Below are 23755 nucleotides of genomic sequence, written 5' to 3' on the forward strand. Positions count from 1 at the left end.
CCGGTCAGCCGCTGAGCGGGACCCGCCAGGTGACGACCGTGCCGGCGCCGTCCGGCCGGGGGACCGCCTCGAACTCGCCGCCCAGGTCGGTGGCCCGCTCACCCATGTTCACCACGCCGCCGCGGGCCAGCGCCGGATCGATGCCGACGCCGTCGTCCTCCACCTGCAGGATCACGTGCCGGTCGGCGACGCGGACCGAGACGCGTACGTTGCGGGCCTGCGCGTGCCGGGCGACATTGGACAGCGCCTCGCGCAGCACCGCGATCAGCTCGGGCACGATGTCGTCCGGCACCGAGCTCTCCACCGGGCCGACGGTCTCCAGCGTGGGCCGGAAGCCGAGCGTGTCCAGCGCCGCGTCGCAGGTGTCACGCAGCTCGGTGCGCAGCGTCGCGCCCACCGGTGCCCGCAGCTCGAAGATCGACCGGCGGATGTCGCGGATCGTGGCGTCGAGGTCGTCGACGGCGGCGTTGATCCGCTTGACCACCTCGGGTCTCGTACCGGCCGGCGCGGCCGCGCCCTGCAGCTGCATGCCGGTCGCGAACAGCCGCTGGATCACCACGTCGTGCAGGTCGCGCGCGATCCGCTCACGGTCCTCCAGCACGGCCAGCAGCTCGCGCTCCTCCTGGGCGCGGGCCCGCTCCAGGGCCAGGGCGGCCTGCCCGGCGAACGTGGAGAGCAGCGCCGCGTCGTCCAGGTTGGCCGGGCGGCTGACGATCAGTACGCCCTGCTGCAGGCCGAGCGGCGCGACGATGGCCGGGCCCTCCGGCACCGGGCCGGGCCACTCGGCGGTGTCGCGGAGGTCCTCGACGAGAGCCGAGTCGTTGCCGAAGGTGTCGGCGGTGACGATCCGCCCGGCCAGGTCGGCGCCCTCGGCGACCTCGATCCGGTACCGCGCGTTCTCCTCCTCGTAGAGCAGCACGAGGACCAGCTCGGCGTCGGCCACCTCGCGGGCCCGGCGGGCGATCAGGGCGAGTGCCTCGGTGCGCCGGACGGTGCCGAGCAGCACGCCGGTGATCTCGGAGGCCGCCTCGAGCCAGCGCTGCCGCCGCTGGGCCAGCTCGTAGAGGCGGGCGTTGTCGATGGCGACACCGGCCGCGGCGGCGAGGGCCACCACGATCTCCTCGTCGTCCTCGCTGAACTGGTCTTGTTTCTCGGCGAGGTACAGGTTGCCGAAGATCTGGTCACGGGTGCGGACCGGAACGCCGAGGAAGCTGTGCATCGGCGGGTGGTTCGGCGGGAAGCCGAACGAGTCCGGGTGCTTCGTGATGTCCGGCAGCCGCACCGGCCGCGGATCGGTGATCAGCAGGCCGAGCACGCCGCGGCCGTGCGGCAGATCGCCGATCCGCGCGTGGGTCTCCGGGTCGATGCCGTGCGTCACGAAGTCGGACAGACTGTTGTTGTCCGGGGCCAGGACGCCGAGCGCGCCGTACTTCGCGCCGACAAGCGCGCACGCGGCCTCCACGATCCGCTGCAGCGTGCTGCGCAGATCCAGGTCGGTGCCGATGCCGACCACGGCGTCGAGCAGCGCTCGCAGCCTCTCCCGGCTGGTGACGATGTCGCCGATCCGGTTCTGCATCTCGTGCAGCAGCTCGTCGAGGCGGACACGGGAGAGCGGGCTCAGACCCAGCGAGGGAGTCGTTCCTTCGGCCACGGCCAGAAGACTAGCGTTTCGCGCCACGCGCGGCGCGGGACCTTCGGCCCTTGGTCCCCGGGACCCGCGGCGACAGAATTGAGGCATGATCCGAGTCTTTCTCCTCGACGACCATGAGGTCGTCCGTCGTGGCCTCGTCGACCTGCTGCAGGCCGGCGGGGACATCGAGGTGGTCGGCGAGTCCGGGTCCGCCCAGGAGGCGGCCCGGCGCATCCCGGCCCTGCGCCCCGACGTGGCGGTCCTCGACGCGCGCCTGCCGGACGGCAACGGCATCGACGTCTGCCGGGACGTCCGTGCGATCGACTCGACGATCAAGGGACTCATCCTGACGTCCTACGAGGACGACGAGGCATTGTTCGCCGCGATCATGGCGGGCGCCTCGGGATACGTGCTCAAGCAGATCCGCGGCACGGACCTGGTGGACGCGGTCCGGCGGGTGGCGCAGGGCCAGTCGCTGCTCGACCCGGCGGTCACGCAGCGGGTCCTCGAGCGCATCCGCAACGGCGTCGAGCAGCCGCGCGAGCTGGCGTCGCTGACCGACCAGGAGCGGCGGATCCTGGAGTACGTGGCGGAGGGCCTGACCAACCGGGAGATCGCGGGCCGCATGTTCCTCGCGGAGAAGACGGTCAAGAATTACGTCTCGAGCCTGCTGGCCAAGCTGGGCCTGGAGCGCCGCACGCAGGCCGCCGTCCTGGCCACCAAACTCCTGGGCGACCATCCGTCGCGGCACTGAGAAGCCCGCCCGGCCGCGGCCGGGCGGGCCCCTGTGCCTCAGCCCGCGTACGCGAACGCGAGCTGCTTCAGGTTGTTCCACCAGGTGAGCCGCGCCGCGACGTTCGAGCCCTCGTTGCGCCACTGCGTGCGCATCGGCGGGGCCTTGGTGACGAGGTTGCTCCAGAGCGCGTTGCTCTGCGACTCGGCGGTCGCCGACGCGAGCAGCCACGCGTCCATCCGGATCTTCGCGACCGGCTCGCGCTCGGCCCAGGCGTCTCGGGCCGGGACGGTGACCGCGGCCACGTTCTGCCACGCCCCGCGGGCGTCGGCCTCGTCCGCGGTCAGGGCCACGCCGATCAGCCGCCGCGCCTCGTGCCAGCGCGCCCACTCGTCGGCCACGTACGCGCTGCGGAACGCCTCGTTGTCGATCCCGGCGGCGCTCAGCCAGCCGTAACGGAGGAACTCCGCCACGTCGGCGTCGGTCACCACGTTCTCCGCGCGGTCACGGACCTGGTCGCTCTCGTCGCTGACGGCCAGGTTCGCCACGAAGGCGCGGTCGAACGGGGTCACCAGTGCGGCGCCGTCATCGTACGGAATCTTGGCGTTGTCCTTGTTCAGCGCCGCCGTGTAGCCGGTGCTCGCGAACTCGGCCAGCTCGGCCTCGGTGCCGGCCTGTGCCCGGCGGGCGGCCGCGTTCACCCAGGGGTAGAACTGCGCGGGGTGGGTGGTCGCCATCCGTGCCGCGTAGTCGGTCTGGCGGGTGCGGGTGTCGGCCGCCTGTGCGGCGCCCGCGTCGAATCCCGAGGGCTTGATCTCACCGGAGGGCAGGACGGTCGGGAACAGGAACGCTGTGATGCCCGCCTCACCGCCGTTCACCAACGCGCCGCGCGCCCGGGAGCGCACCGCCGCCCGCGGGTCCTGCACCGAGAGCCACCGGACGAACTCGCGGTCCTGGGCCACCTGGTCGTACAGAACCGGCGGCAGGCCTGCCTGCGCCGGTGTGGGTGTCACCAGCGCACCCAGTGCGACCGCGAACGCGGCCAGGAAGGAACTCCTTCGTTTCAACACTTCTCCCCGTGATCGAATGACACCGCCGCTCAAGTCGATCTATGCGGCGGCCCGCCATTCAAACACATGGGTGAAACCCGCGCCCGGCGGAGCGCCCCCGCGTCTCCGCCGGGCGCGGGGCTGTCGGCCGGGGCCTCGACGGCGACCACGGGCAGCGGGGTCCACAGCGCGTGCGTCACGACCGCGGCCACGGCGAGAACCGCATTGCGACGGCGCACAGACATCTCCCCGTGTTCGACAGCGGTAGCTATTAGAACACATGTTCGATCTCAGCGGTTGATCCACCTCTGCATGTGCTCGGGATAACGGTCGCCCTGGATCCGCACCCGGCCGGCCGCGGCGGTCAGCTCGGCCAGGTCGCCGGTGCTGAGTTCGAGATCGGCCGCGGCGGCGTTCTCCAGCAGGCGGGAGACCTTCGTGGTGCCCGGGATCGGCACTGCCGGCGGGCCCTGGGCGAGCAGCCAGGCCAGCGCGACCTGGGCGTTGGTGACGCCACGGCTCGCGGCGATCTTGGACAGCACGTCGACCAGCGCCTGATTGGCGGCGCGGGCCCGCTCGGTGAACCGGGGCAGGGTGTTGCGGATGTCCGAGTCGGTGAAGGTGGTGGCGGTGTCGATCGTCCCGGTGAGAAAGCCCTTGCCCAGCGGGCTGAACGGCACGAGCCCGATGCCGAGCTCGGCCAGGACGGGCAGGATCCGCTCCTCGGGCTCGCGCCACCACAGCGAGTACTCGCTCTGCAGAGCCGTGACCGGTTGCACGGCGTGTGCGCGGCGGATGACCTCCACGCCCGCCTCGGACAGGCCGAAATGCCCCACCTTCCCGGCCGCGATGAGGTCCCGCACGGTGCCGGCGACATCCTCGATCGGCACCTCCGGATCGACGCGGTGCTGGTAGAGCAGGTCGATCCGATCCGTTCCGAGCCGCCGCAGGGAGTCCTCGACGCTGGCGGAGATGTGCTCGGGGCGGCTGTCCAGCCCGGTGGAGCGACTGCCGTCGAACGAGAAGCCGAACTTGGTCGCGATGACGACCTGGTCGCGGACGGGCGCCAGGGCCTCGCCGACGAGTTCCTCGTTGGTGAACGGCCCGTAGACCTGGGCGGTGTCGAAGAAGGTGATGCCGCGGTCGACGGCGGCGCGGATGAGCGCCACGCCCTGCGCATTGTCGACGGCGGGGCCGTAGCCGTGGTTGAGTCCCATGCAGCCGAGGCCGATCGCGGAGACCTCGAGGCCGCTGTTTCCGAGCGTGCGCTTGATCATTTTGTGCTCCTCAGTCGACGCGACGATCGCCGAGCCAGGCGACCATCCCCGGGTCGTGGTGGTCGAAGAACAGCGAGGCGCCGGTGTCCAGGGCCGCGATCCGGGTCATCTCCTCGCCGGTGAGTGCGAAGTCGAAGACGTCGAGGTTCTGGGCCATGCGCTCGGGGCGCACCGACTTCGGGATCACCACGACGTCGCGCTGGACGAGCCAGCGCAGTACGACCTGGGCGACGGAACGGTCGTGCCCCGCGGCGATCGCGGTCAGGACCGGGTTGGTGAAGAAGTCGTTCCTGCCCTCGGCGAACGGGCCCCAGGACTCGATCTGTACGCCGCGCTCGCGCATCAGCTGCTGGTAGCCGGCGCGCTGGAAGAACGGGTGGGTCTCGATCTGGTTGACCGCCGGAACGATGTCGTTGTGCTGGATCAGGTCGACGAGCCGGTCGGGGTAGAAGTTGGAGACCCCGATCGCCTTGATCAGACCCTCGGCATACAGCTTCTCCATCGCGTGCCAGGAGCTGTAGTAGTCGCCGAGCGGCTGGTGGATCAGGTAGAGGTCGAGATGGTCCAGGCCCAGCTTGCGCAGGGACCTGTCGAACTCGCGGCGGGCGGTCTCCTCGCCGGTGTGCTGGATCCACATCTTGGTGGTGACGAACAGCTCGTCGCGCGGGATGCCGCTCGCGGCGATCGCCCGGCCGACGGCCTCCTCGTTGCCGTAGGAGGCGGCGGTGTCGATCAACCGGTAGCCGGCCGCGAGGGCGTCCGTGACGACCTGCTCGGTCTGCTCGCCGGGGACCTGGAAGACGCCGAACCCGAGGATTGGCATCGGCACGCCGTTGTTCAGCGTGATCGTTTGGTGCTGTGCTGCCATGACTCCACGAAACCCCACGGGCGGCGCGGGAGGCAGTGGAGGTTTTGCCTGGTATTGACAGACCCTCCCTGGCGGCTGCCGCGCGCCGTACCCTTCGACGACATGGGCAACCGGGACGAGGTGCGCGACTTCCTCACCACCCGCCGTGAACGGCTCACCCCGCAGCAGGCCGGGATCCCGTTCTACGGCGGCAGGCGGCGGGTGAAAGGCCTGCGCCGCGAGGAGGTCGCGATGCTGGCCGGGATGAGCACCGACTACTACACCCGCCTCGAGCGGGGGAACCTCACCGGCGTCTCGCAGTCCGTCCTGGAGTCCCTTGCCCGCGCGTTGCACCTCGACGATGCCGAGCGTTCGCACCTGCTCAATCTCGCCGACACCGCCAACGCCGCCGGGCGGTCGATGAGGGGGCCGGTGCGGCGCTCGGGTGTGCGCGAGGGGGTCCAGCGAATCCTGGACACGATCAGTGCGCCCGCATACGCACGGAACGGACGGACCGACGTCCTGGCCGCCAACCGGCTCGGCCGGGCGCTGTATGCCGACGCCAGCGCGGGCGGGTCCACCTTCAACCTCGCCCGCTATCTGTTCCTCAATCCCGGGTCGCAGGACTTCTACCGTGACTGGGAGAGGGTGGCGCGGGACTGTGCGGCGGCGCTGCGCACCGAAGCCGGCCGCAACCCCTACGACCGCGGCCTCACCGATCTGATCGGCGAACTGAGTGCTCGCAGCGAGCAGTTCCGCACCTGGTGGGCCACCCACAGCGTGAAGCTGCACTACACCTCGACCAAGACGATGCACCATGCCGTCGCCGGCGAGCTCGAGCTCACCGGCGAGGCTCTGCACCTGCCCGGCGATCCCGGCCTGACGATCGTCACGTACACCTTCGAACCGGCCAGTCCCACCGCCCAGGCGCTGGACTTCCTCGCCAGCTGGACCGACCGCGAGGCCGCCACTCAGTAAACGGTCAGGCCGTGGGCGCGGAACTGGGTGCGGACCCGGTCGATCAGCTCGGGGGAGGGCGCGGGGGTGTCGGCGAGCGGGAACGGGATGCTCAGGGCGGTGTACTTGGCGGCGCCGAGGCGGTGGAAGGGGAGGACCTCCACGCGCTCCACGGTGCGGATCGAGGCGGCGATCCGGGCCACCGCCTCGACGTTCTCGGCCGAGTCGGTGAGGCCGGGGACGAGAACGAAACGGACCCAGACGGGTACGCCGAGGGCGGCGAGCCGGTGGGCGAACTCGACGGTCGGCGCAAGTTCTCCGGTGCGGGTGACCTTCCGGTAGGTCTCCTCGTCGCCGGCCTTGATGTCGAGCAGTACGAGATCGGTCACGGCGAGCAGGTCGTCGGAGGCCTTCGCGCCGAGGAAGCCGCTCGTGTCGAGGGCGGTGTGCAGGCCCTTGTCGTGGCAGCGCGTGAAGATTTCGCGTACGAAATCGGGTTGTTGCAAGGCCTCCCCACCACTCAGGGTGACGCCGCCGCCCGCGACCTTGATGAAACGCTCGTAGCGGGAGATCTCCGTCAGGAGATCGTCGGCGGTCATCTCCCGGCCGGTGCGCCGATACCAGGTGTCCGGACTGTGGCAGTACTGGCAGCGCAGCGGGCACCCGGCCAGGAACGCGACGAATCGCGTCCCCGGCCCGTCGACGCCGGTCGAGACGTCGAACGAGTGCACGCTGCCCGTAACGGTCACAGCGACCCGTGGAACGTGCGGGAGATGACGTCGCGCTGCTGCTCCTTCGTCAATCTCACGAAATTCACGGCATATCCGGACACCCGGATCGTCAGCTGCGGATACTTTGCCGGATTCTCCATGGCGTCCTCGAGGGTCGCCCGGTCCAGCACGTTCACGTTCATGTGGAAACCGCCGCCGTCGGTGTATCCGTCGAGCACCCCGACCAGGTTGCCGACCTGCTCGTCACGGGTGCGGCCGAGACCGTCCGGCGTCGAGGTGATGGTCAGCGAGATGCCGTCGCGGGCGCTGCGGTACGGCAGCTTCGCCACCGACAGAGCCGCCGCCACCAGGCCGTGCTTGTCCCGGCCGTTCATCGGGTTGGCGCCCGGCGCGAACGGCTCGCCGGCCCGGCGCCCGTCCGGCGTGTTGCCGGTGTGCTTGCCGTAGACGACGTTCGACGTGATCGTCAGCACGGAGAGGGAGGGCTCGGCGCCGCGGTACATCGGCTGCCGGCGGATCTTCTCCATGAACCGCTCGACGAGGTCCACGGCGATCGCGTCCACCCGGTCGTCGTTGTTGCCGAACGTCGGGAACTCGCCGTCCACCTCGTAGTCGACGACGATGCCACGTTCGTCGCGAACCGCCTTGACCTGGGCGTACTTGATCGCGGAGAGGCTGTCGGCGGCGACCGAGAGGCCGGCGATCCCGGTGGCCAGGAAGCGGTGCACGGGGTAGTCGTGCAGGGCCATCTCGAGGCGCTCATAAGCATATTTGTCGTGCATGTAATGGATGACGTTCAGCGCGTCAACGTACGTCTCGGCCAGCCAGTCGAGCATGCGGTCATAAGCAGCAAAAATCTCCTCATAAACCAAAATGTCCGAAACTGGCGGGCTGGGCGGTGCCACCTGTGCGCCACTGATCTCGTCCCGGCCACCGTTGATCGCGTACAGGAGCGCCTTCGCCAGATTCGCCCGCGCACCGAAGAACTGCATGTCCTTGCCCACCCGCATCCCCGAGACACAGCAGGCGATCGCCGCGTCGTCGCTCAGGTACGGCCGGAGCAGGTCGTCGTTCTCGTACTGGATGCTGCTGGTGTCGATCGAGACCCGCGCGCAGAACCGCTTGAAGCCCTCGGGCAGGCGCGGCGACCACAGGACCGTCAGGTTCGGCTCCGGCGCCGGGCCCAGGTTGTAGAGGGTCTGCAGGTACCGGAAGCTGGTCCGGGTCACGAGCGGCCGGTCGTCGGTGCCGATCCCGCCGATCGACTCGGTCACCCAGGTCGGGTCGCCGGAGAACAGCTCGTCGTACTCCGGGGTGCGCAGGAACCGCACGATCCGCAGCTTGATCACGAAGTCGTCGATCAGCTCCTGGGCGTACTGCTCGTCGATCCGGCCCTCCTCGATGTCCCGCTGCAGGTAGACGTCGAGGAACGACGAGGTCCGCCCGAGGGACATGGCCGCGCCGTTCTGCTCCTTTGTCGCGGCCAGGTACGCGAAGTACAGCCACTGCACGGCTTCCCGCGCGGTCGAAGCCGGCCCGGAGATGTCGAAACCGTACGCGGCGGCCATCTGCTTGAGCTCCCCGAGCGCCCGGGTCTGCTCGGCGATCTCCTCGCGGTCGCGGATCACGTCGGCGACCGAGAGGCGGGCGTCCAGGGCCGTCCTGAGCTGCCGGCGCTCCTCGATCAGCCGGTCCACGCCGTAGAGCGCCACCCGGCGGTAGTCGCCGATGATCCGGCCACGGCCGTACGCGTCCGGCAGCCCCGTGATGATGTGCGAGCGCCGGGCGGCGAGCACGTCCGCCGGGTACGCGTCGAACACACCCTCGTTGTGAGTCTTGCGGTACGTGCTGAACACCTTCCGGACGTCCGGGTCGAGTGTCCGCCCGTACGCCTGGAGCCCGCCCTCCACCATGCGCAGCCCGCCGAACGGCATGATCGCCCGGCGCAGGGGCGCGTCGGTCTGCAGGCCGACGATCAGCTCGGCGTCGCGGTCGATCCAGCCCGGCGCGTGTGCCGTGATGGTCGACGGGGTGACGGCGTCCACGTCGTAGATCCCGTTGGCGCGCTCCTCGGCGAACATCGCGGAGAGCCGCTGCCAGATCCGGGTGGTCCGCTCCGTCGGCCCGGCGAGGAAGGCGGCGTCACCGTCGTAGGGCCGCACGTTGTCGTGGATGAACCCGGAAACGTCGATCCCGGTGCGCCATGTCGTCCCCGTGAAACCTCGCCACGCGTGCATGTCTTTCCTCCCACAATCGGCTCACTCCCAGACTCCCGCCCAGGTCCCCTGCGGGGCAGGGCCGTTGGTCCCGAACGGCCGTTACAGGGGGAGCCGGACGCTCGCGATGGTCCCGCCCTGATCGCCCTCGGCAAGGGTGACGGTGCCTCCGTGCAGGTTGACGATCGCGCGGGTGAGGGCCAGACCCAGGCCGATGCCGGGGATGCCGCTGTGCCGGGCGTTCGTGGCGCGATAGAGGCGGGCGAAGAGCCGGTCGCCCTCGCCCGCCGGGATGCCCATGCCGGTGTCGGTCACGGTGAGCACGGCGGTGTGGTCGTCGGTGGTCAGGGTGACCAGCACCTCGGTCTCGGTGGGGCTGAACTTGACCGCGTTGCCGATCAGGTTCTCGGCGACCTGGCGCAGCCGGGCCGCGTCGCCGGGAACGATCAGCTGAGCGGGCAGGTCGGTGCGGACCGCGGGATGCGGATCGGGCGCGTCGGCCTCGACCGCGCCGGCGGCCGCGGTCACCACCGGGACCAGGTCGACGGCACCGACCGTGAGCCCGGCGTGGCCGGACTCCAGGGCGGCCAGGTCGAGGAGCCGCTCGACCAGGGACCGGAGCCGGGCGTTGTTACGCTCGATGACCGCGAGCAGCTCGCGAACCTCGCCGATGGTGGTGTCGTCGCCGGACTCGGTGATCAGGTCGGTGTAGGTGCCGATCGAGGTGAGCGGGGTGCGCAGCTCGTGGCCGACCAGGGCTACGTACTCGCCGATGCTGGCCGCCAGCTGGCCGGCGAGCTCGTCGGCACGGCGCCGGTCCAGGTAGGCGCCGATGTGCCCGGCGATGCCGGTGAGCAGGACCGCCAGGGCGGGCTCGGGCTCCTGGTGCTCGTCGGTGAAGAACGTCAGCACGCCGACGACCCGGTCGCCGCTGCGGACCGGTACCGCGCCGGCCGCCCGGTAGTCGCCGGAGGAGGCGACCTCGGGGAGCACGGGCGAGCCGGGGGCGTGGATGTCCGGTACCCAGACCAGCTCGCCGCGCTCCCAGCATGTCCCGGCCAGCCCGGAGCCGCGGTCGATGCCCGCGGGCAGGTGCATCTCGGCGTAGCCGGGCCGGCTGTGCGTGGCCACCGGGCGCAGCCGGTCGGTGACCTCGTCGACCAGCCAGAGCCGCAGGTACGGCCAGCCCAGCTCGCCGGAGATCGCGTCCAGGACGGACTCGGCGGCGTGCACGGTGTCGGTGGCGCGGACGAGCGCCTTGAGGACCCGGCTCTTGCAGCTCTGATACAGGTGCTGATGACGGTCGGCGGTCACGTCGTGCACGGCGGCGACCGCGCCGAGCGGGACACCGGCGGCGTCGCGTACCGGGCGGGCGTTGATCGAGAACCAGCGCAGGCGGTGCTGCCGGTCGTGTGCCAGCACGTCGGCGTGGCGGACGTCCTCGCCGGCCAGCGCGCGCAGCAGCGGCAGCTCGTCGGGTGGCAACGGGGTGCCGTCGTGGCGGCGCAGGCCGAACTGGCGCACCCAGTCGCGGATCGTGACCGTACGCAGCTGGTCGCCGAAGAAATCCCGGACCGCCTGGTTGACCACGACCGGCCGGCCGTCGAGGTCGCACGCCACCACACCGGTGTCCAGGCTGTGCAGCATCGCCTCGACGAAGGCGCTGTGGTGCCCGCCGGGCGGCGGCTGCGCCGGTGCCTCCAGGCAGGCGCGCAGCGTGTCGGTCAGCTCCTTGACCCGGAACGGCTTGGGCACCACGGCCACCGCCTCGGCGCCGGCGAGCAGCGAGTCGCCGGGCGGCAGGTACGCCGTGACGAGCACGACCGGCACCCCGGCGGTCTCCGGGTCGTCGCGCAGCGCGCGGCACATCCGGATGCCGTCCATGTGCGGCATGTCGACGTCCGCGACGACCAGGTCGGGCCGGTGGGCGAGAGCCGCAGCCAGCCCGGCCAGCCCGTCGCCGGCCAGCGTGACGTCATGGCCGAGCCGGCGGACCACCTCGGCGATGACGGCCTGGTGTTCCGGGTTGTCCTCGACGACGAGCACCGCTGCCATGCATAAATCATATGAAAAGCGACATTGCGCCTGGCGAGGTTTCGGCTCGGCCCGGCCCTGGGTATCGTCCGCCCGCACATCGGCGACTCCCGAGGTTGTACTGCATGAGCGCGTTGACCGCACACCTGGACGTCCCGCTGGATCGGGGCGCACCCGCCTCGGCCCGGCGGGCCGTCACGGCGGTCCTGGGCGGCTGGGGCTTCAAGGACCCCGACTGGCTGGACGGTGCCGCCGTCGTCGTCAGCGAACTGGTCACCAACGCCGTCCGCCACGGCGGCGGCTGCATCGAGCTCCAGCTGGAGGCACACGACGGGCGGGTGGTGGTGTCGGTCGCCGACGGTTCGTCGGTGGTGCCCCGGCGCCGCGACCCGGACGAGGGCGGCCGGGGCCTCGCGCTGATCGAGGCCATGTCATGCAGTTGGACCGTGCAGAACTACAAGGGCGGCAAGAGGGTACGCGTGGAGCTCCTCCCGTGCCCGACGGGAGAGGGCCCGCTCAGACGGTGAACCGGCCGGCCGCGGCCCGCAGCCGGTCGGCCAGGCCCTGCACGTCCTCGGCGGCGCGGGCGGCCTGACCGACGGCCTCCCGGCTGGCCGCCGTGCTGTGCGCGACGCCGGCGATGTTGGTCGCGATGTCGGTGACGCCGCTCGCGGCCTCGCCGACCCCGCGGTTCATCTCGGCGGTGGTGGCGCTCTGCTGCTCCACCGCCGAGGCGATCGTGGTCTGGTAGTCGCTGATCTGCTCGATGATCCGGCTGATCTCGTCGATCGCGGTGACCGCCTGGCCGGTGTCGGCCTGGATCGCCGAGATCTGCTGGGAGATCTTCTCGGTCGCGCGCGCGGTCTCCTGCGCCAGGTCCTTGACCTCGCTGGCGACCACGGCGAACCCCTTGCCCGACTCGCCCGCCCGGGCCGCCTCGATGGTGGCGTTCAGCGCGAGGAGGTTCGTCTGCGCCGCGATCTGGGTGATCACGTCGATCACGTCGCCGATCTGCGCGGACGACTCGCCGAGCCGGTTGATTGTCTCGCTGGTGGACCGGGCGGCGCCGACCGCGTCCGAGGCGACCTGCGCGGCGTCGGCGGCGTTGCGGGAGATCTCGACGATCGCCGAGCCCATCTCCTCCGAGCCGGCCGCGACCGTGTGCACGTTGCCGGAGACGCCACCGGCGCTGGCCGCGGCGAGACCCGCCTGCTGGTCGGCCTCGGCGACCGAGCTGTCGATCTGGTGGCTGATCCGGCGCATGGTGTCGGACGCCGTGGTGAGCCGGTCGGCGTCCTCGACGATCTCCAGCACGGTGCCGCGTACCCCCTCGACGGCCTCGCCGACGGCGCGGCTCATCGCGCTCATCTCGTCGTTGCCGGACGCGTCCACGGCGACGGTCAGGTCACCTCGCGCCATGCCCTGCAGGGCCTCGACCAGGCGCCCGGCCGGGCGCACGACGCTGCGGGTCACCAGGACCGTGCAGAACAGCGCGGCGATCGCCGCCAGCACGAAGATCACGATCATCGTGGTACGCGCGGTCCGCGCCGCGTCCTGCGCGTCCCGGGCCGCCGCGGACGCCCGTTCGGTCACCGAGGCGACCAGCTTCCCGGTGCCTTCGACGATCTTGAAATACAGGTCGTAGCTGTCGCCGAGCAGCAGCGCGTCGCCGTCCTTGACCTGCCCGGAGTTGTAGAGGGCGGCGATCTGCTCGTCGGCGGCGAAGAACTGGTCCCAGAGCCCGCGCAGGTCCTCGAAGATCGCGCGCTCGGTGCTGGTCATGGCCGACACCGGGAAGTCGGCGAGCAGCTTGCGCAGCGTTTCCGCGTCGGTGAGGAAACCGGCGCGGTTGGGGTTCTTCGGATCCACGGCGGTCTTCGGATCGAGGCGGTAGACGTCCCATGCGTACGCGAGCTGCCACCCGGAGATGTCGGCGTTGTAGAAGTTCTGCAGGTCGACCTGGTGCATCAGCTCCTGCAGGCGGTGCAGCCCGCGGGTGACGTCCTGCTGCCGGGTCAGCCCGGCCGCGCCGACCGCGACGGCCGCCCCCAGCAGGACCAGCACCAGCGTGAACGCGATGCCGAGCCGGCCGCTCAGCCGCAGACGCCGCAACAACGCCATGGTTCCCCCTGCCCGAAACCGGTCTTCTGCCTCCTTTTCGGCAGGACCGGCACCGGACTGAGACAGTCAGTCCTTGGGGAGCGACATCGTGGCGATCGTGCCGTGTCCGGACCCGTTCGACGTGACCGTGAGCGTGCCCTCGTGCGCCCGCACGATCCGGTCGGCGATGCTCAGGCCCAGCCCGACGCCGGGCACCGCCTGGTCCCGGGCGAACCGGCCACGGTAGAAGCGCTCGGCCACGTGCGGCAGCTCGTCCGCGGGGATGCCGGCGCCGGGATCGGAGACCTCCAGCTCGTCGGTGGTGACCCGGACGGTCACCGTCGCGCCGGCCGGGCTGAACAGGACCGCGTTGCGGATCAGCTGCTCGGCGGCCTGGCTGAGGCGGGTGAGGTCGCCGGGGACCGGGGCGGGGGAGACCACGGCGTCGACGACGACCCGCACGTCACGAGGCCCGGATTGCGGCCGGCAGGCGGCCACCGCGGCCTCGGCCACCGTGACGAGGTCGGTGCGGGCGCGCAGCAGCGGCAGCGGGGTGCCGGCCGGGCGGGTGCCGGCGAGCAGGTGGTCGACCATGCGGACCAGTCGCTCACCGTTGCGCTGGATCGGGTCGATGAGTTTCCGGTACGGCGTGAGCTCCTCGTTGTCCACGAGCAGCTCCAGATATCCCTGGATGGTCGTCACCGGCGTACGCAACTCGTGCGAGACCGTCGCGACGAAGTCCTCCTCGCGGCTGATCGCCCGGGACAGCTCGTCGCCGACCTCGGCCAGCAGCAGGCGGTTGCGGATCGCCGCGAGGTGACCCGCGGCCTGTCCCGCCATCGTGCTCAGCAGATCGAGCTGGCGGTCGCTGATCTCGCGGGGCTGGTGGTCCAGCACGCACATCGTGCCGATGACGAACCCGTCCTCGTCGACGATCGGCACACCGGCGTAGAACCGGATGTGCGGCACGCCCACGACGTTGGACCAGGTCCGGTACTCCGGGTGGGCCAGGGTGTCGGCCACCACCAGCGACAGCCGGCGGTCGACGACACGGCCGCAGAACGACGAGCTGAGAGGCCCCTCGCCCGCCCCCGGCATCCCGGTGTTGCCGGCGAACCACTGCCTGTCCCGGTCGATCAGCGTGACCGTGGACATCGGGGTCTCCAGAACCGAGCTGGCCAGTCTGGTCAGCTCGTCGAGCACCACCGGGCGGGGGGCGTCGAGCAGGTGGTAGCTGTGCACCGCGGCGAGGCGGGCGTCTTCCCCTACTGCGCTCACATCGGATCCGTTCTCCAGAGTCGGCGTTGGCACGAATGTCGGCGGTCCGCCGGGTGTGCTTGAGGAGTTCGGGGCGGCGAAATCACGCGGTGCTGATCACTCATGCGGCCTGAGCGGGTGGCGATAGTTCCCGGCGTATCCGAAGTGCCGGTGAAGGAGAGCACCACATGCGGACCGAGCTGTACCGTTCGGCGGGAGCCGACAGCGGCAAACCCCTGGTTTTGCTGGTCGACGACGAGGAGTCGGTCCTCGAGACGCTCTCGATGCAGCTGGGCCGTGACTACCGGCTGCTGACCGCCGCCGACGGTGCCGAGGCGCTGCGGGTGCTGGCCGAGCACGGCCCGGCCGCCGCGGTCGTCAGCGACATGCGGATGCCCGGGATGAACGGCATCGAGCTGCTGCACCGCGTGCAGATGGAGTACCCGTCGACGACCCGCGTGCTGCACACCGGGCACGGGGACATGGCCACCGCGGTCGCCGCGATCAACTCCGGCGGCGTCTACCGGTACCTGCCGAAGCCGGCCGGCACGGAGACGCTGCGGGCCGCGATCCGTGACTCGGTGCGCCGGAACGAGGAGGCGCGGGAACAGCGGCAACTGCTCGACCGTACGCTGCGGACCAGCGTGAAAGCGCTGTTCGGGGTGCTTGAGCTGTCCAATCCGCCGGCCTACAAGCGGGCCGGGCGGATCAGCACGCTGGTCGGCGAACTGTGCGAGATCCTGCAGCTCGGCGGCCTGTGGGAGATCGAGGTCGCGGCGATGGCGTCGCAGCTCGGCGCGGTCACCGTACCGGCCGCCACGCTGTCGAAGCTGGACCGGGGCCTGCCGCTGAACAGCGACGAGCAGGCCTCGGTGGACGCCATGCCGCGTATCGCGCTGCGGCTGCTTGGCGACATCCCGATGCTGCAGGACGTGGTGCAGATCGTGCAGGGTCTCACCGGCGCGCCGGCTCCCGCGGAGGGTCGCTCGGCGCTGGTCGAGGACGCGATCGCGGTGGTCCGCACGGCGATCGTCTTCGAGACGCTGGAGAGCCGCGGGCTCAACAACGTGAACGCGATCACCGCGCTGGAGGAGCGCGACGACGCGGCGCCGCACGTCATCGCCGCGCTGCGCCGGCTCAAGGGCGTGCGGGCGGCGGTACAGGACACCGTGCGCAGCGTGCGGGTCATGGAGCTCGAGGTGGGCATGCGCCTGGTCGAGGACGTGGTCGCCACCAACGGGCTGGTGCTGATCGGCAAGGACACCGTGATCACCGAGCTGATGCTGGACCGGCTGCAGAACTTCGCCCGTGCCGTCGAACTGGTCGAGTCGGTGCTGGCGGCCGTGCCCGTGCTGCGGGGTGCGCTGGTCGGCAGCCGCTGACTCAGCGTTCGTACTCACCGGCGATCACGGCGACCGCTCGCAGCGCCCCGGCGACCTCGTCGCGGACCCGCACCGAGGTGGTCGCCGGGTCGGCCACCACGCCTACCCGGGCCTGATCCTCGACATCGGCGCAGAGATCGGCCAGAGCCGTCGCGCCGATGTTCGCGGCCGACCCCTTCAAGGCGTGCGCCTGTTCGCGCACGGGGCCGGGTTCACCGTCGTGCAGCATGCCGACCAGCAGGTCGGCGGCGGCCGGGACCTTGCCCTCGAACGAGCGCAGGAGCCGGATCACCAGGGCTACCTCGGCAGGGGTCGGGTCGTCCTCGGTCAGGTCGGACAGGCGGGCGCGCACCTCGGCGATGCGGATCTGGTCGCGGGCGTCTATGACGCTTTCCATGCGTCACATGGTGCGCCGTGGCAACGGTCCGGCGTGGAAGGTTCCGGGATTTCCTCTCGGGGCCAGGCCGCCGTACCGGCCTGGCCCCGAGAGCTCAGGCGCCCCAGCCGGCCTGTGTCCCGCCCACTCGCGCGGCGGCGACCGTGTCCGCGTACCCCGAGGCGGCGAACGCGGCGACCGGGTCGCGCGGCAGGCCGCGCTCCTCCCGCCGGTCCGCGAGCGTGGCTCGCACATCGGTCTCGTACGCGTCCATCAGCACCGCGTTCGCCCCCAGCACATCGCCCTCGCGCTGCGCGGTGGCGAGCGCGCCCTGGTCGACCAGCAGCGCCTTCGCGAGGGCCTGCTCGACGTTGAGCACCGAGCGGATCTGGCCCGGGATCTTCTCCTCGATGTTGTGGCACTGGTCGAGCATGAAGTTGACCTTCGACTCGGGCCGGTGCGCGCCCACCGACACGATCTCCGACATGATCCGGAACAGCTGGAACGGGTCGGCCGAGCCCACGATCAGGTCGTCGTCGGCGTAGAAGCGCGAGTTGAAGTCGAACGCGCCGAGCTTGTTGACCCGCAGCAGCTGCATCACGATGAACTCGATGTTGGTGCCGGGCGCGTGGTGGCCGGTGTCGAGCACGACGGTCGCCTTGTCGCCGAGTGCCAGGCAGTGCAGCAGCGAGGTGCCCCAGTCCGGGATGTCCATGCTGTAGAAGTGCGGTTCGAAGAACTTGTACTCGAGCAGGATCCGGTGGTCGTCGTCGGTCGCGTCGTAGATCGTCCGCAGCGACTCGGCGAGCCGGTCCTGCCGGCCGCGCAGCGAGTCCTGCCCGGGGTAGTTGAGGCCGTCCGGCAGCCAGATCTTCAGATCCGTGGAGCCGGTCTGCCGCATCACGTCCAGGCAGCGCAGGTGGTGGTCGACCGCTTTGCGGCGGATCGCCGGGTCCGGGTGGCAGAGCGAGCCGAGCCGGTAGTCGTCCTCCTGGAACAGGTTCGAGTTGATCGCGCCGATCCGCACGCCCAGCTTCTCGGCGTGCGCCCGCAGGTCGTTCCAGTCGTCAACGACGTCCCACGGGATGTGCAGGGAGACCCGCGGTGCCAGCCCGGTGAGGCGGTGGACCTGTGCGGCGTCGGAGATCTTCTCGTACGGGTCACGCGGCACACCGGGACGGGCGAAGACCTTGAACCGGGTGCCCGAGTTGCCGTACGCCCAGCTGGGGACCTCGACAGTGAAGTCGTTCAGTTCGTCGAGGGTCATGAGGTACCTCCGTACCGTCTGTTGGTGAGCCCGTTGAGCAGGGCGGCGAAAACGAGCACCGTGCCGAGCGCCAGCAGCTGGTACTGCGCGCCCTCGTTGCCGACGAAGGCGAGCAGGATGCCCGCGTTCAGCCAGACGATCAGCAGCGTGGCGAGGACGACGCCGGCCACCCTGCCGATGCCGCCGGTGATGGCCACGCCGCCGAGCACGGCGATGGTGATGGCGGGCAGGGCCATGCCGCTGCCCGAGACGCCCGCGTCGGGGCGGGCGGAGGCGAACTGGGCGACGGTCACGACGGCCACCAGACCGGAGATCAAACCCGCATAGACGTACGCCTTGAAGCGCGTGTCCCGGACGGGGAGCCCTGACCAGCGGGCGGCGACGTCGTTGGTGCCGATCGCGTAAAGGCGCCGGCCGTAGGCGGTGCGTGCCAGCAGCACCCAGACCACAACGACCGTGGGCAGCAGGAACGTGAAGATGCCCAGTGGTACGTCGGGGACGTACTGGCCGAACACGGGCAGCTCGACGGACTTGCTGAGCGAGTAGAGGTCCTGGATCGGCGGGGTGCTGATCGGCTGCTGGTTGTTGATCACGATGGCGATCGACTTGAAGGCGTAGTAGGTCGCCAGCGTGGCGATCAGAGCCGGGAAGCCGATGTAGGAGACCAGTACGCCGTTGACGGCGCCGCAGAGGGCCCCGAAGGCGGCGGTGGCCAGGATCGCGATCCAGAGGGGCCAGCCCCATTCGCCGTACGCGAAGCCGAAGACCATGCCCGCGAGGGAGACGATCGCGCCTACGGAGAGGTCGATGCCGCCGCGGCCGGAGAGGATGACCAGCATTTCGGCGAGGCCGAGCATGGCCAGGGGGACCGCGTTGATCAATGCTGCCGACATGTAGTCGAAGTCGTACGGTGCGGTCAGGTAGCCGCCCGCGTCGTTGATGAAGAACGTGACGACGACCACGACGAGCAGGACGGCGAGCAGGGCGATGCGCTGGGTGAGGAGAATTTTCAGGAAATCTGGCCTTTGTCTGGTCTTTTCAGCCGTTAGGGTCATCGGTTCCTCCTCGCCCGCGCCCGGAGCAGGTCGGCGCCGACCGCCACGATGATGAAGATGCCGACGAACAGGTCGGAGAGTTGCGAGCGCCAGCCGAGCTGGGTCACGCCGGAGGCCACCGACTGGACCAGCAGCGCGCCGAGCAGGGTGCCGAGCACCGAGCCGCGGCCGCCCATGATCGAGGTGCCGCCGATGACGACGGCGGCGATCACGGCCAGTTCCTTGCCGGAGCCGACCGACTGGTCCAGCGTCGAGGTGCCCTGCGCGATCACGAAACACGAGGCCAGCCCCACGAGCAGGCCGGTCAGGACGTAGGCGAGCAGGACTCGGCGTTGTACGCGTACGCCCGCGAGCCGTGCCGCCTGCGCGTCCCCGCCGATGGCGAAGAAGTGCCGGCCGCCCGCGGTGTTCCGCAGGTACCACCAGGCCGCCGCGGTGAGCAACAGCGTGATCAGGAACGCGTGCGGGATGCCCAGGGTGCGCCCGTCCGGCCCGCGCCCGAAGAACGCCAGCGTGGCCGGGATGCCGTTGACCGTCCCGGAGCCGAAGATCCGCAGACCGGCGAACATGAACAGGTTGGCCGTGCCGAAGGTGATGATGATCGCGTGCACGCGCCCGTACGCGATCAGCACGCCGTTGATCAGCCCGAGCAGACCGCCCACGGCGACCGACAGCAGCACCGCGACGCCGAGGTTCACCTCCGCGTTGACCAGCGCCTTCGCGGTGATCACCGAGCAGACCATGATGGCGCCGCCGACCGAGACGTCGATGCCGCCCGTGATGATCACGATGGTCATGCCGACGCCGACCAGCGCGATCGGCGCCGTCGCCACCAGCAGCGGCTGGATCGAACCCGCGGTCATGAACGCCGGCGTGCTCAGCGCCAGTGCCACCCACAGCACCGCGATCACGCCGACCAGGACGATCTCCTGCCCGGTTACGCGGTTCCTTATTATTTTGAGCTTTGGCGCAGTCGTGGTCACTCCCGGCCTCCCGCCGCGGCGGCCAGCAGGTCGACCTGGCTCGCGTCCGGACCGAACTCGTCGGTCGTCGTCCCGCCCCGCACCACCTGGATGCGGTCGGCGATGCGCAGCGCCTCCGGCAGGTCCGACGTCACCACCAGCACCGCGGTGCCCTCCTCGGCCAGCTCGGTGATGATCCGGTGGATCTCCTCCTTGGCGCCGACGTCGACGCCCTGAGTCGGCTCGGCGAGCACGAGCACCCGCGGGCGCTCGACCAGCTGCCGGGCGAGGACCACCTTCTGCGCGTTTCCGCCGGACATCGCGTTCACCGGCTGGCGCTCGCTCGGCGTCTTCACCGCGAGCCGCTTGATCAGCCCGGTGGCGACCTTGGTCTCTTTCGCCCGGTCGATGAACACGTTCAGCTTCGACAGCAGCCTCAGGTGGCCGGCGGAGATGTTGAAGGCGATCGACTGGAAGCTGAACATGCCCTCGACCTTGCGGTTCGCCGGCAGTAGTGCGATCCCCATTCGCTGTGCGTGTCCCGGATCTCTTGGCTTGGCGACTTGTCCGTCTATGCGGAGTTCGCCGCTGGTAGCTCGATCTATGCCGTAGATGCAGGCGGCGATCTCCGAGACACCGCTGCCGACCAGCCCGTAGAGGGCCACGATCTCGCCGGCTTTCACGCTCACGTCCACGTCGCGGAACTTCCCGGCGCGGCTCAGCCCGCGCAGTTCGAGCACGGCCGGTCCCTGCGGGACCTCACGATGGGGCCTGGCGTCGGAGAGCTCCTCACCCACCATCAGGTGAGCGATCTGCCGCACGCTCAATTCACCGATCGGGTACGTGCCAATCGTTCTGCCGTCACGCATGACGGTGACCTCGTCCGCGATCCTGAAGAGCTCGTCGAGACGGTGCGAGATGTAGATGACCGAGACTCCGGAGGCGGTCAGTCGCCGTACCACCTCGAAGAGGACCTCGATCTCGGCGTCGGTGAGGATCGCGGACGGCTCGTCGAGGATCAGCACCTTCGCGTCGCCGGCGAGGGCCTTGGCGATCGACACCTGCTGCTGTTCGGCGATGGAGAGGTCGCCGACCGAGGAGGTCGCGTACTTCGCCGGGAGCCCGAGCAGTTCGAGGAGCTCGACGACGCGCGCGTTCTGCCCCGCCCAGTCGACCCGTCCCTGCTTCTTGAGCTCCCGGCCGAGGAAGATGTTCTCCGCGACGGTCAGCTCCGGGAACAGCTGCGGCTCCTGGTAGACGGTCGCGATACCGAGAGCGATCGCGTCCGTGGTGGAGTTGATCTCGATCTTCTGCCCGTCGTACTCGATCTCGCCGGTGTCGGCGGTCTCCGCCCCGGCGACGATTTTGATCATCGTGGACTTGCCGGCGCCGTTCTCACCGACGAGGGCGTGGACCTGCCCCACCCGTACGGTGAAATCGCCGTGCTGAATGGCCCGGACCGCGCCGAACCGCTTGGAAACAGCGGTCAGGCGCAGCCGGACGTTGTCGTTGTTGTCGGCCATCAGTAGTTGAACTGGTCGACGTTCTGGTCGGTGATAGCGAGGGCCGGGCCGAGCAGCAGCATCTTGTCGGCCTCGGTGTAGGCCACGGCCGAGAGGTCGGAGGAGACGTTGTTGGTGGCCGCGAACGGCTTGCCCTGCGCGATCTGGGCGCCGGCCCACGCGGTCAGGTAACCCAGGTTCTCGACGTCCCAGAGGATCGCCGCGGTCGACGACTTGTCCTGCAGGTACGGCTTCATCGCCTGCGGCGTGCCCAGGCCAACGGTGAAGACCTTGCCGATCTTGCCGGCGTCCTTGACCGCCTGCGCCACGCCCGGCGCGGACGAGGTGCACTCGCCGACCAGGCCGGTCAGGTCCGGGTGAGCGTTCATCAGGTCGGTCGCCATCTGCGTCGCCTTGGCCTGGTCCTCGCCGGCGTAGACGATGTCGACGATCTCGGCCTCCGGGTACTTCTCCTTCGTGTACGCCTTCTGCACCTCGATCCACGAGTTCAGGTTCTCGGCGGTCTGGCCGCAGGAGACGATCGCGTACTTGCCCTTGCCGCCCATCGCCTTGAGCAGCGAGTCGGTCAGTCCCTCGCCGATGCCCTGCGCGGTGGCCTGGTTGACGAACACCTCGCGGACACTGCTCGGGGCGTCGGTGTCGGCGGTGGCGACGTGGATACCCGCGTCCTTGGCCTGCTGCAGCAGCGGGGCCATGCTGTCCGGGTCGTTCGGCGCCACGATGAGCGTGTCGACCTTCTGCTGGATGTAGGACCGCACGATGTCGGCCTGCGCGGCGGCGTCGGCCTGGGTCGGGCCCTGGTAGAGCCACTCGACGTTGCCGAGCGCGGCGGCGGCCTCCTTACCTCCGGCATTCATCGCCTCGAAGTAGGGCACGCCCTGTAGCTTCGGGACAAAGGCCACCTTGTACGTCTTGCTACCGGCATCGCTCGTCGTGCCGGAGTCGGTGTCGTTCTTCTTGGTGCAACCGGTGAGCGCTATGGCAGCCGTCGCGGTGAGCGCGACGGCGGCGGCGAACCGAGGACGCATGACGCCTCCTGTTTAAAGGGCTTCTTGAAACGTTCTATCAGGGGTGTGACTCACGTTACGATCCAGTTAGCGCAGGGTCAAGAGTTGAGTCACACCGGTCCGAAGGACTCGCCCAAAGGTTGAGCCCTACAGCCAGGATGGTGAGTGAGACGTTTCAAGATTTGGCCGGTTGCGGCCCGCCGCGCACTCTGACCTCGGCCGTGCGTTGGCCTTCGCGGTCCCGCGTGGCCTTTCGCCTGTTGGTGCTGATCCTTCCGGGATCGCCGCGGTGGGTCCCGCCGGAGCGGGACCCACGGCAATCACCGCTTGCGGCGAATGAGAACGATGCCGGCGGCCGCGGCAGCGATCGCCGCACCCACCATCGCGTAGCGCTGCGGATCGGCCGAAATGCGCCGGGGAAGCGACCCGATGGCCGTCCCCGCACGCTGCGCCGTCTCGGCAGCCGACTCGGCAATGTGCGCCCGAGTCTCCGCGGTGGACTGCTTCACATGAGCCCCGCCGCCCCCACTCGTCGCGGCCTGCTTGACCCGCTCCGTGGTCGCCACAGCGGTGTGCTTGACCCGGTCCGCTGTCTCGCCGGCCGTCTGCTTGACCCGGTCCGCTGTCTCGCCGGCCGTCTGCTTGACCCGATCGGTCGTCTCGGCAGCCGTCTGCTTGACTCGATCTGCTGTCTCGCCGGCCGTCTGCTTGACCCGATCGGTCTTCTCCGCCGCGGCCTGCTTCATTCGCGCCGGCACATCTACCCGGGCGACGAGTTCCGCCGCGGTCTCACCCATCTCAGCCCGCGTCTGAGCGATCTCGGCCTTGAGCTCCTCGATCCGGCCCGGAGACTCCTCATGCCCGTCATCCGACCCGGGATCTCGTCTCCCGGTCGCCGCCTCCGGTGCCTTGTTCTCTCCCGATGCCGGCGCCGGCCTCGAACCTGGCGTGGGAGTCGCCACAACCCCGGCCCCCATCGACCCCGCCGCGGAACCCGTGCGGCTCTCACCCACGGGCCGCCCCGTCGTCGTGGTGTCAGTACTCCGCTCAGCCACACTCCGCTCAGCCACACTCCGCTCAGCCACACTCCGCTCAGCGGCACTCCGCTCAGCGGCACTCCGCTCAGCGGCACTCCGCTCAGCGGCACTCCGCTCAGCGGCACTCCGCTCAGCGGCACTCCGCCCAGCGGCCGAGGCCGTGTTCGCGGAAGTCGCCGGTTTCGCGCCTTGGGCCGGGTCGTCTGGCGAGGCCATGGGTGTTGTGGGTTTCGCCGTACTGGCCGGCTTGCCGGGGTGCGCCAGATCGCTCGGCGAGGGTGCGGCGGGTTTCGGGGTGTCGGCCGGCCCGGCGCC

Annotated in this window: 20 protein-coding genes; 4 read left to right on the forward strand and 16 right to left on the reverse strand. The window is 70.1% G+C overall.

Annotated elements, in window-relative coordinates:
• Nucleotides 1-4 precede the first annotated feature (4 nt).
• Nucleotides 5-1576: a GAF domain-containing sensor histidine kinase gene (locus AB0M02_RS41435; protein ID WP_364237915.1), complete on the reverse strand. Its 1572-nt coding sequence runs from the start codon at nt 1574-1576 to the stop codon at nt 5-7.
• Between the two features lie 160 nt (nt 1577-1736).
• On the opposite strand from AB0M02_RS41435, the gene AB0M02_RS41440 reads away from it, so the two are divergent.
• Nucleotides 1737-2384 (forward strand): response regulator transcription factor, encoded by a 648-nt coding sequence (locus AB0M02_RS41440; protein WP_364237782.1) that lies wholly within the window; start codon nt 1737-1739, stop codon nt 2382-2384.
• A gap of 38 nt (nt 2385-2422) precedes the next feature.
• On the opposite strand, the gene AB0M02_RS41445 is transcribed toward AB0M02_RS41440, so the two are convergent.
• From AB0M02_RS41445 to AB0M02_RS41455, 3 genes are all read right to left on the reverse strand, one after another.
• Complete coding sequence (locus AB0M02_RS41445) at nt 2423-3430, reverse strand: hypothetical protein (protein WP_364237784.1); 1008 nt, start codon at nt 3428-3430, stop codon at nt 2423-2425.
• Between the two features lie 272 nt (nt 3431-3702).
• Nucleotides 3703-4689, reverse strand: a complete 987-nt coding sequence (locus AB0M02_RS41450) for an aldo/keto reductase (protein ID WP_364237787.1) — start codon at nt 4687-4689, stop codon at nt 3703-3705.
• Between the two features lie 10 nt (nt 4690-4699).
• Nucleotides 4700-5557, reverse strand: coding sequence for an aldo/keto reductase (locus AB0M02_RS41455; RefSeq protein WP_364237790.1), 858 nt, complete (start codon nt 5555-5557; stop codon nt 4700-4702).
• 54 nt (nt 5558-5611) lie between these two features.
• Here AB0M02_RS41455 and AB0M02_RS41460 point away from each other — a divergent pair, with 54 nt between their 5' ends.
• Nucleotides 5612-6514, forward strand: a complete 903-nt coding sequence (locus AB0M02_RS41460; protein ID WP_364237793.1) for a helix-turn-helix transcriptional regulator — start codon at nt 5612-5614, stop codon at nt 6512-6514.
• Here AB0M02_RS41460 and pflA read toward each other — a convergent pair.
• The 3 genes from pflA to AB0M02_RS41475 all read right to left on the reverse strand — a co-directional run bounded on the left by pflA (nt 6508) and on the right by AB0M02_RS41475 (nt 11495).
• Entirely contained in the window at nt 6508-7242 is a 735-nt protein-coding gene (pflA, locus tag AB0M02_RS41465; RefSeq protein ID WP_364237796.1) for a pyruvate formate-lyase-activating protein, read from the reverse strand. The two genes, AB0M02_RS41460 and pflA, sit on opposite strands and share 7 nt — an antisense overlap.
• Complete coding sequence (gene pflB / locus AB0M02_RS41470; RefSeq protein WP_364237798.1) at nt 7239-9461, reverse strand: formate C-acetyltransferase; 2223 nt, start codon at nt 9459-9461, stop codon at nt 7239-7241. The genes pflA and pflB overlap by 4 nt, the downstream gene beginning before the upstream one ends.
• A gap of 81 nt (nt 9462-9542) precedes the next feature.
• The gene (locus AB0M02_RS41475) at nt 9543-11495 is read right to left on the reverse strand and encodes an ATP-binding protein (protein WP_364237801.1); all 1953 of its coding nucleotides are present in this window, start codon (nt 11493-11495) and stop codon (nt 9543-9545) included.
• A gap of 104 nt (nt 11496-11599) precedes the next feature.
• Here AB0M02_RS41475 and AB0M02_RS41480 point away from each other — a divergent pair, with 104 nt between their 5' ends.
• Nucleotides 11600-12001 (forward strand): ATP-binding protein, encoded by a 402-nt coding sequence (locus AB0M02_RS41480; protein WP_364237802.1) that lies wholly within the window; start codon nt 11600-11602, stop codon nt 11999-12001.
• Here the strand turns inward: AB0M02_RS41480 and AB0M02_RS41485 are convergent.
• Together AB0M02_RS41485 and AB0M02_RS41490 are read right to left on the reverse strand one after the other, a co-directional pair.
• A complete protein-coding gene (locus AB0M02_RS41485; RefSeq protein WP_364237805.1) occupies nt 11991-13595 on the reverse strand; it encodes a methyl-accepting chemotaxis protein in 1605 nt (534 codons plus the stop codon). The genes AB0M02_RS41480 and AB0M02_RS41485 overlap by 11 nt on opposite strands.
• A gap of 66 nt (nt 13596-13661) precedes the next feature.
• A complete protein-coding gene (locus AB0M02_RS41490; RefSeq protein WP_364237806.1) occupies nt 13662-14852 on the reverse strand; it encodes a GAF domain-containing sensor histidine kinase in 1191 nt (396 codons plus the stop codon).
• Nucleotides 14853-15019: 167 nt separating this feature from the next.
• Here AB0M02_RS41490 and AB0M02_RS41495 point away from each other — a divergent pair, with 167 nt between their 5' ends.
• Entirely contained in the window at nt 15020-16213 is a 1194-nt protein-coding gene (locus AB0M02_RS41495; protein ID WP_364237808.1) for a response regulator, read from the forward strand.
• 1 nt (nt 16214) lies between these two features.
• Here AB0M02_RS41495 and AB0M02_RS41500 read toward each other — a convergent pair whose 3' ends face one another.
• The 7 genes from AB0M02_RS41500 to AB0M02_RS41530 all read right to left on the reverse strand — a co-directional run bounded on the left by AB0M02_RS41500 (nt 16215) and on the right by AB0M02_RS41530 (nt 23656).
• Nucleotides 16215-16610, reverse strand: a complete 396-nt coding sequence (locus AB0M02_RS41500; RefSeq protein ID WP_364237810.1) for an Hpt domain-containing protein — start codon at nt 16608-16610, stop codon at nt 16215-16217.
• A gap of 94 nt (nt 16611-16704) precedes the next feature.
• A complete protein-coding gene (gene rhaI / locus AB0M02_RS41505) occupies nt 16705-17856 on the reverse strand; it encodes an L-rhamnose isomerase (RefSeq protein WP_364237812.1) in 1152 nt (383 codons plus the stop codon).
• On the reverse strand, nt 17853-18911 hold the full coding sequence (locus tag AB0M02_RS41510; protein ID WP_364237814.1) for an ABC transporter permease: 1059 nt from the start codon (nt 18909-18911) through the stop codon (nt 17853-17855). The genes rhaI and AB0M02_RS41510 overlap by 4 nt, the downstream gene beginning before the upstream one ends.
• Complete coding sequence (locus AB0M02_RS41515) at nt 18908-19894, reverse strand: ABC transporter permease (RefSeq protein ID WP_364237816.1); 987 nt, start codon at nt 19892-19894, stop codon at nt 18908-18910. Before AB0M02_RS41515 ends, AB0M02_RS41510 begins: the two co-directional genes overlap by 4 nt.
• Complete coding sequence (locus AB0M02_RS41520) at nt 19891-21396, reverse strand: sugar ABC transporter ATP-binding protein (protein ID WP_364237818.1); 1506 nt, start codon at nt 21394-21396, stop codon at nt 19891-19893. Before AB0M02_RS41520 ends, AB0M02_RS41515 begins: the two co-directional genes overlap by 4 nt.
• Nucleotides 21396-22424: an autoinducer 2 ABC transporter substrate-binding protein gene (locus AB0M02_RS41525; protein WP_364237820.1), complete on the reverse strand. Its 1029-nt coding sequence runs from the start codon at nt 22422-22424 to the stop codon at nt 21396-21398. Before AB0M02_RS41525 ends, AB0M02_RS41520 begins: the two co-directional genes overlap by 1 nt.
• A gap of 299 nt (nt 22425-22723) precedes the next feature.
• Nucleotides 22724-23656: a DUF3618 domain-containing protein gene (locus AB0M02_RS41530; RefSeq protein ID WP_364237917.1), complete on the reverse strand. Its 933-nt coding sequence runs from the start codon at nt 23654-23656 to the stop codon at nt 22724-22726.
• Between the last annotated feature and the right edge of the window lie 99 nt (nt 23657-23755).

It is taken from the genome of Actinoplanes sp. NPDC051861 (assembly GCF_040681145.1).
In the GTDB taxonomy this organism is placed as follows: domain Bacteria; phylum Actinomycetota; class Actinomycetes; order Mycobacteriales; family Micromonosporaceae; genus Actinoplanes.

Coding starts and splice junctions, on each gene's coding strand:
- AB0M02_RS41435 (WP_364237915.1), bottom strand. CDS start 1,576: ATGCAGAACCGGATCGGCGACATCGTCACCAGCCGGGAGAGGCTGCGA.
- AB0M02_RS41440 (WP_364237782.1), top strand. CDS start 1,737: ATGATCCGAGTCTTTCTCCTCGACGACCATGAGGTCGTCCGTCGTGGC.
- AB0M02_RS41450 (WP_364237787.1), bottom strand. CDS start 4,689: ATGATCAAGCGCACGCTCGGAAACAGCGGCCTCGAGGTCTCCGCGATC.
- AB0M02_RS41455 (WP_364237790.1), bottom strand. CDS start 5,557: ATGGCAGCACAGCACCAAACGATCACGCTGAACAACGGCGTGCCGATG.
- pflB (WP_364237798.1), bottom strand. CDS start 9,461: ATGCACGCGTGGCGAGGTTTCACGGGGACGACATGGCGCACCGGGATC.
- AB0M02_RS41475 (WP_364237801.1), bottom strand. CDS start 11,495: ATGGCAGCGGTGCTCGTCGTCGAGGACAACCCGGAACACCAGGCCGTC.
- AB0M02_RS41480 (WP_364237802.1), top strand. CDS start 11,600: ATGAGCGCGTTGACCGCACACCTGGACGTCCCGCTGGATCGGGGCGCA.
- AB0M02_RS41485 (WP_364237805.1), bottom strand. CDS start 13,595: ATGGCGTTGTTGCGGCGTCTGCGGCTGAGCGGCCGGCTCGGCATCGCG.
- AB0M02_RS41495 (WP_364237808.1), top strand. CDS start 15,020: ATGCGGACCGAGCTGTACCGTTCGGCGGGAGCCGACAGCGGCAAACCC.
- AB0M02_RS41500 (WP_364237810.1), bottom strand. CDS start 16,610: ATGGAAAGCGTCATAGACGCCCGCGACCAGATCCGCATCGCCGAGGTG.
- rhaI (WP_364237812.1), bottom strand. CDS start 17,856: ATGACCCTCGACGAACTGAACGACTTCACTGTCGAGGTCCCCAGCTGG.
- AB0M02_RS41510 (WP_364237814.1), bottom strand. CDS start 18,911: ATGACCCTAACGGCTGAAAAGACCAGACAAAGGCCAGATTTCCTGAAA.
- AB0M02_RS41520 (WP_364237818.1), bottom strand. CDS start 21,396: ATGGCCGACAACAACGACAACGTCCGGCTGCGCCTGACCGCTGTTTCC.
- AB0M02_RS41525 (WP_364237820.1), bottom strand. CDS start 22,424: ATGCGTCCTCGGTTCGCCGCCGCCGTCGCGCTCACCGCGACGGCTGCC.
- AB0M02_RS41530 (WP_364237917.1), bottom strand. CDS start 23,656: ATGGCCTCGCCAGACGACCCGGCCCAAGGCGCGAAACCGGCGACTTCC.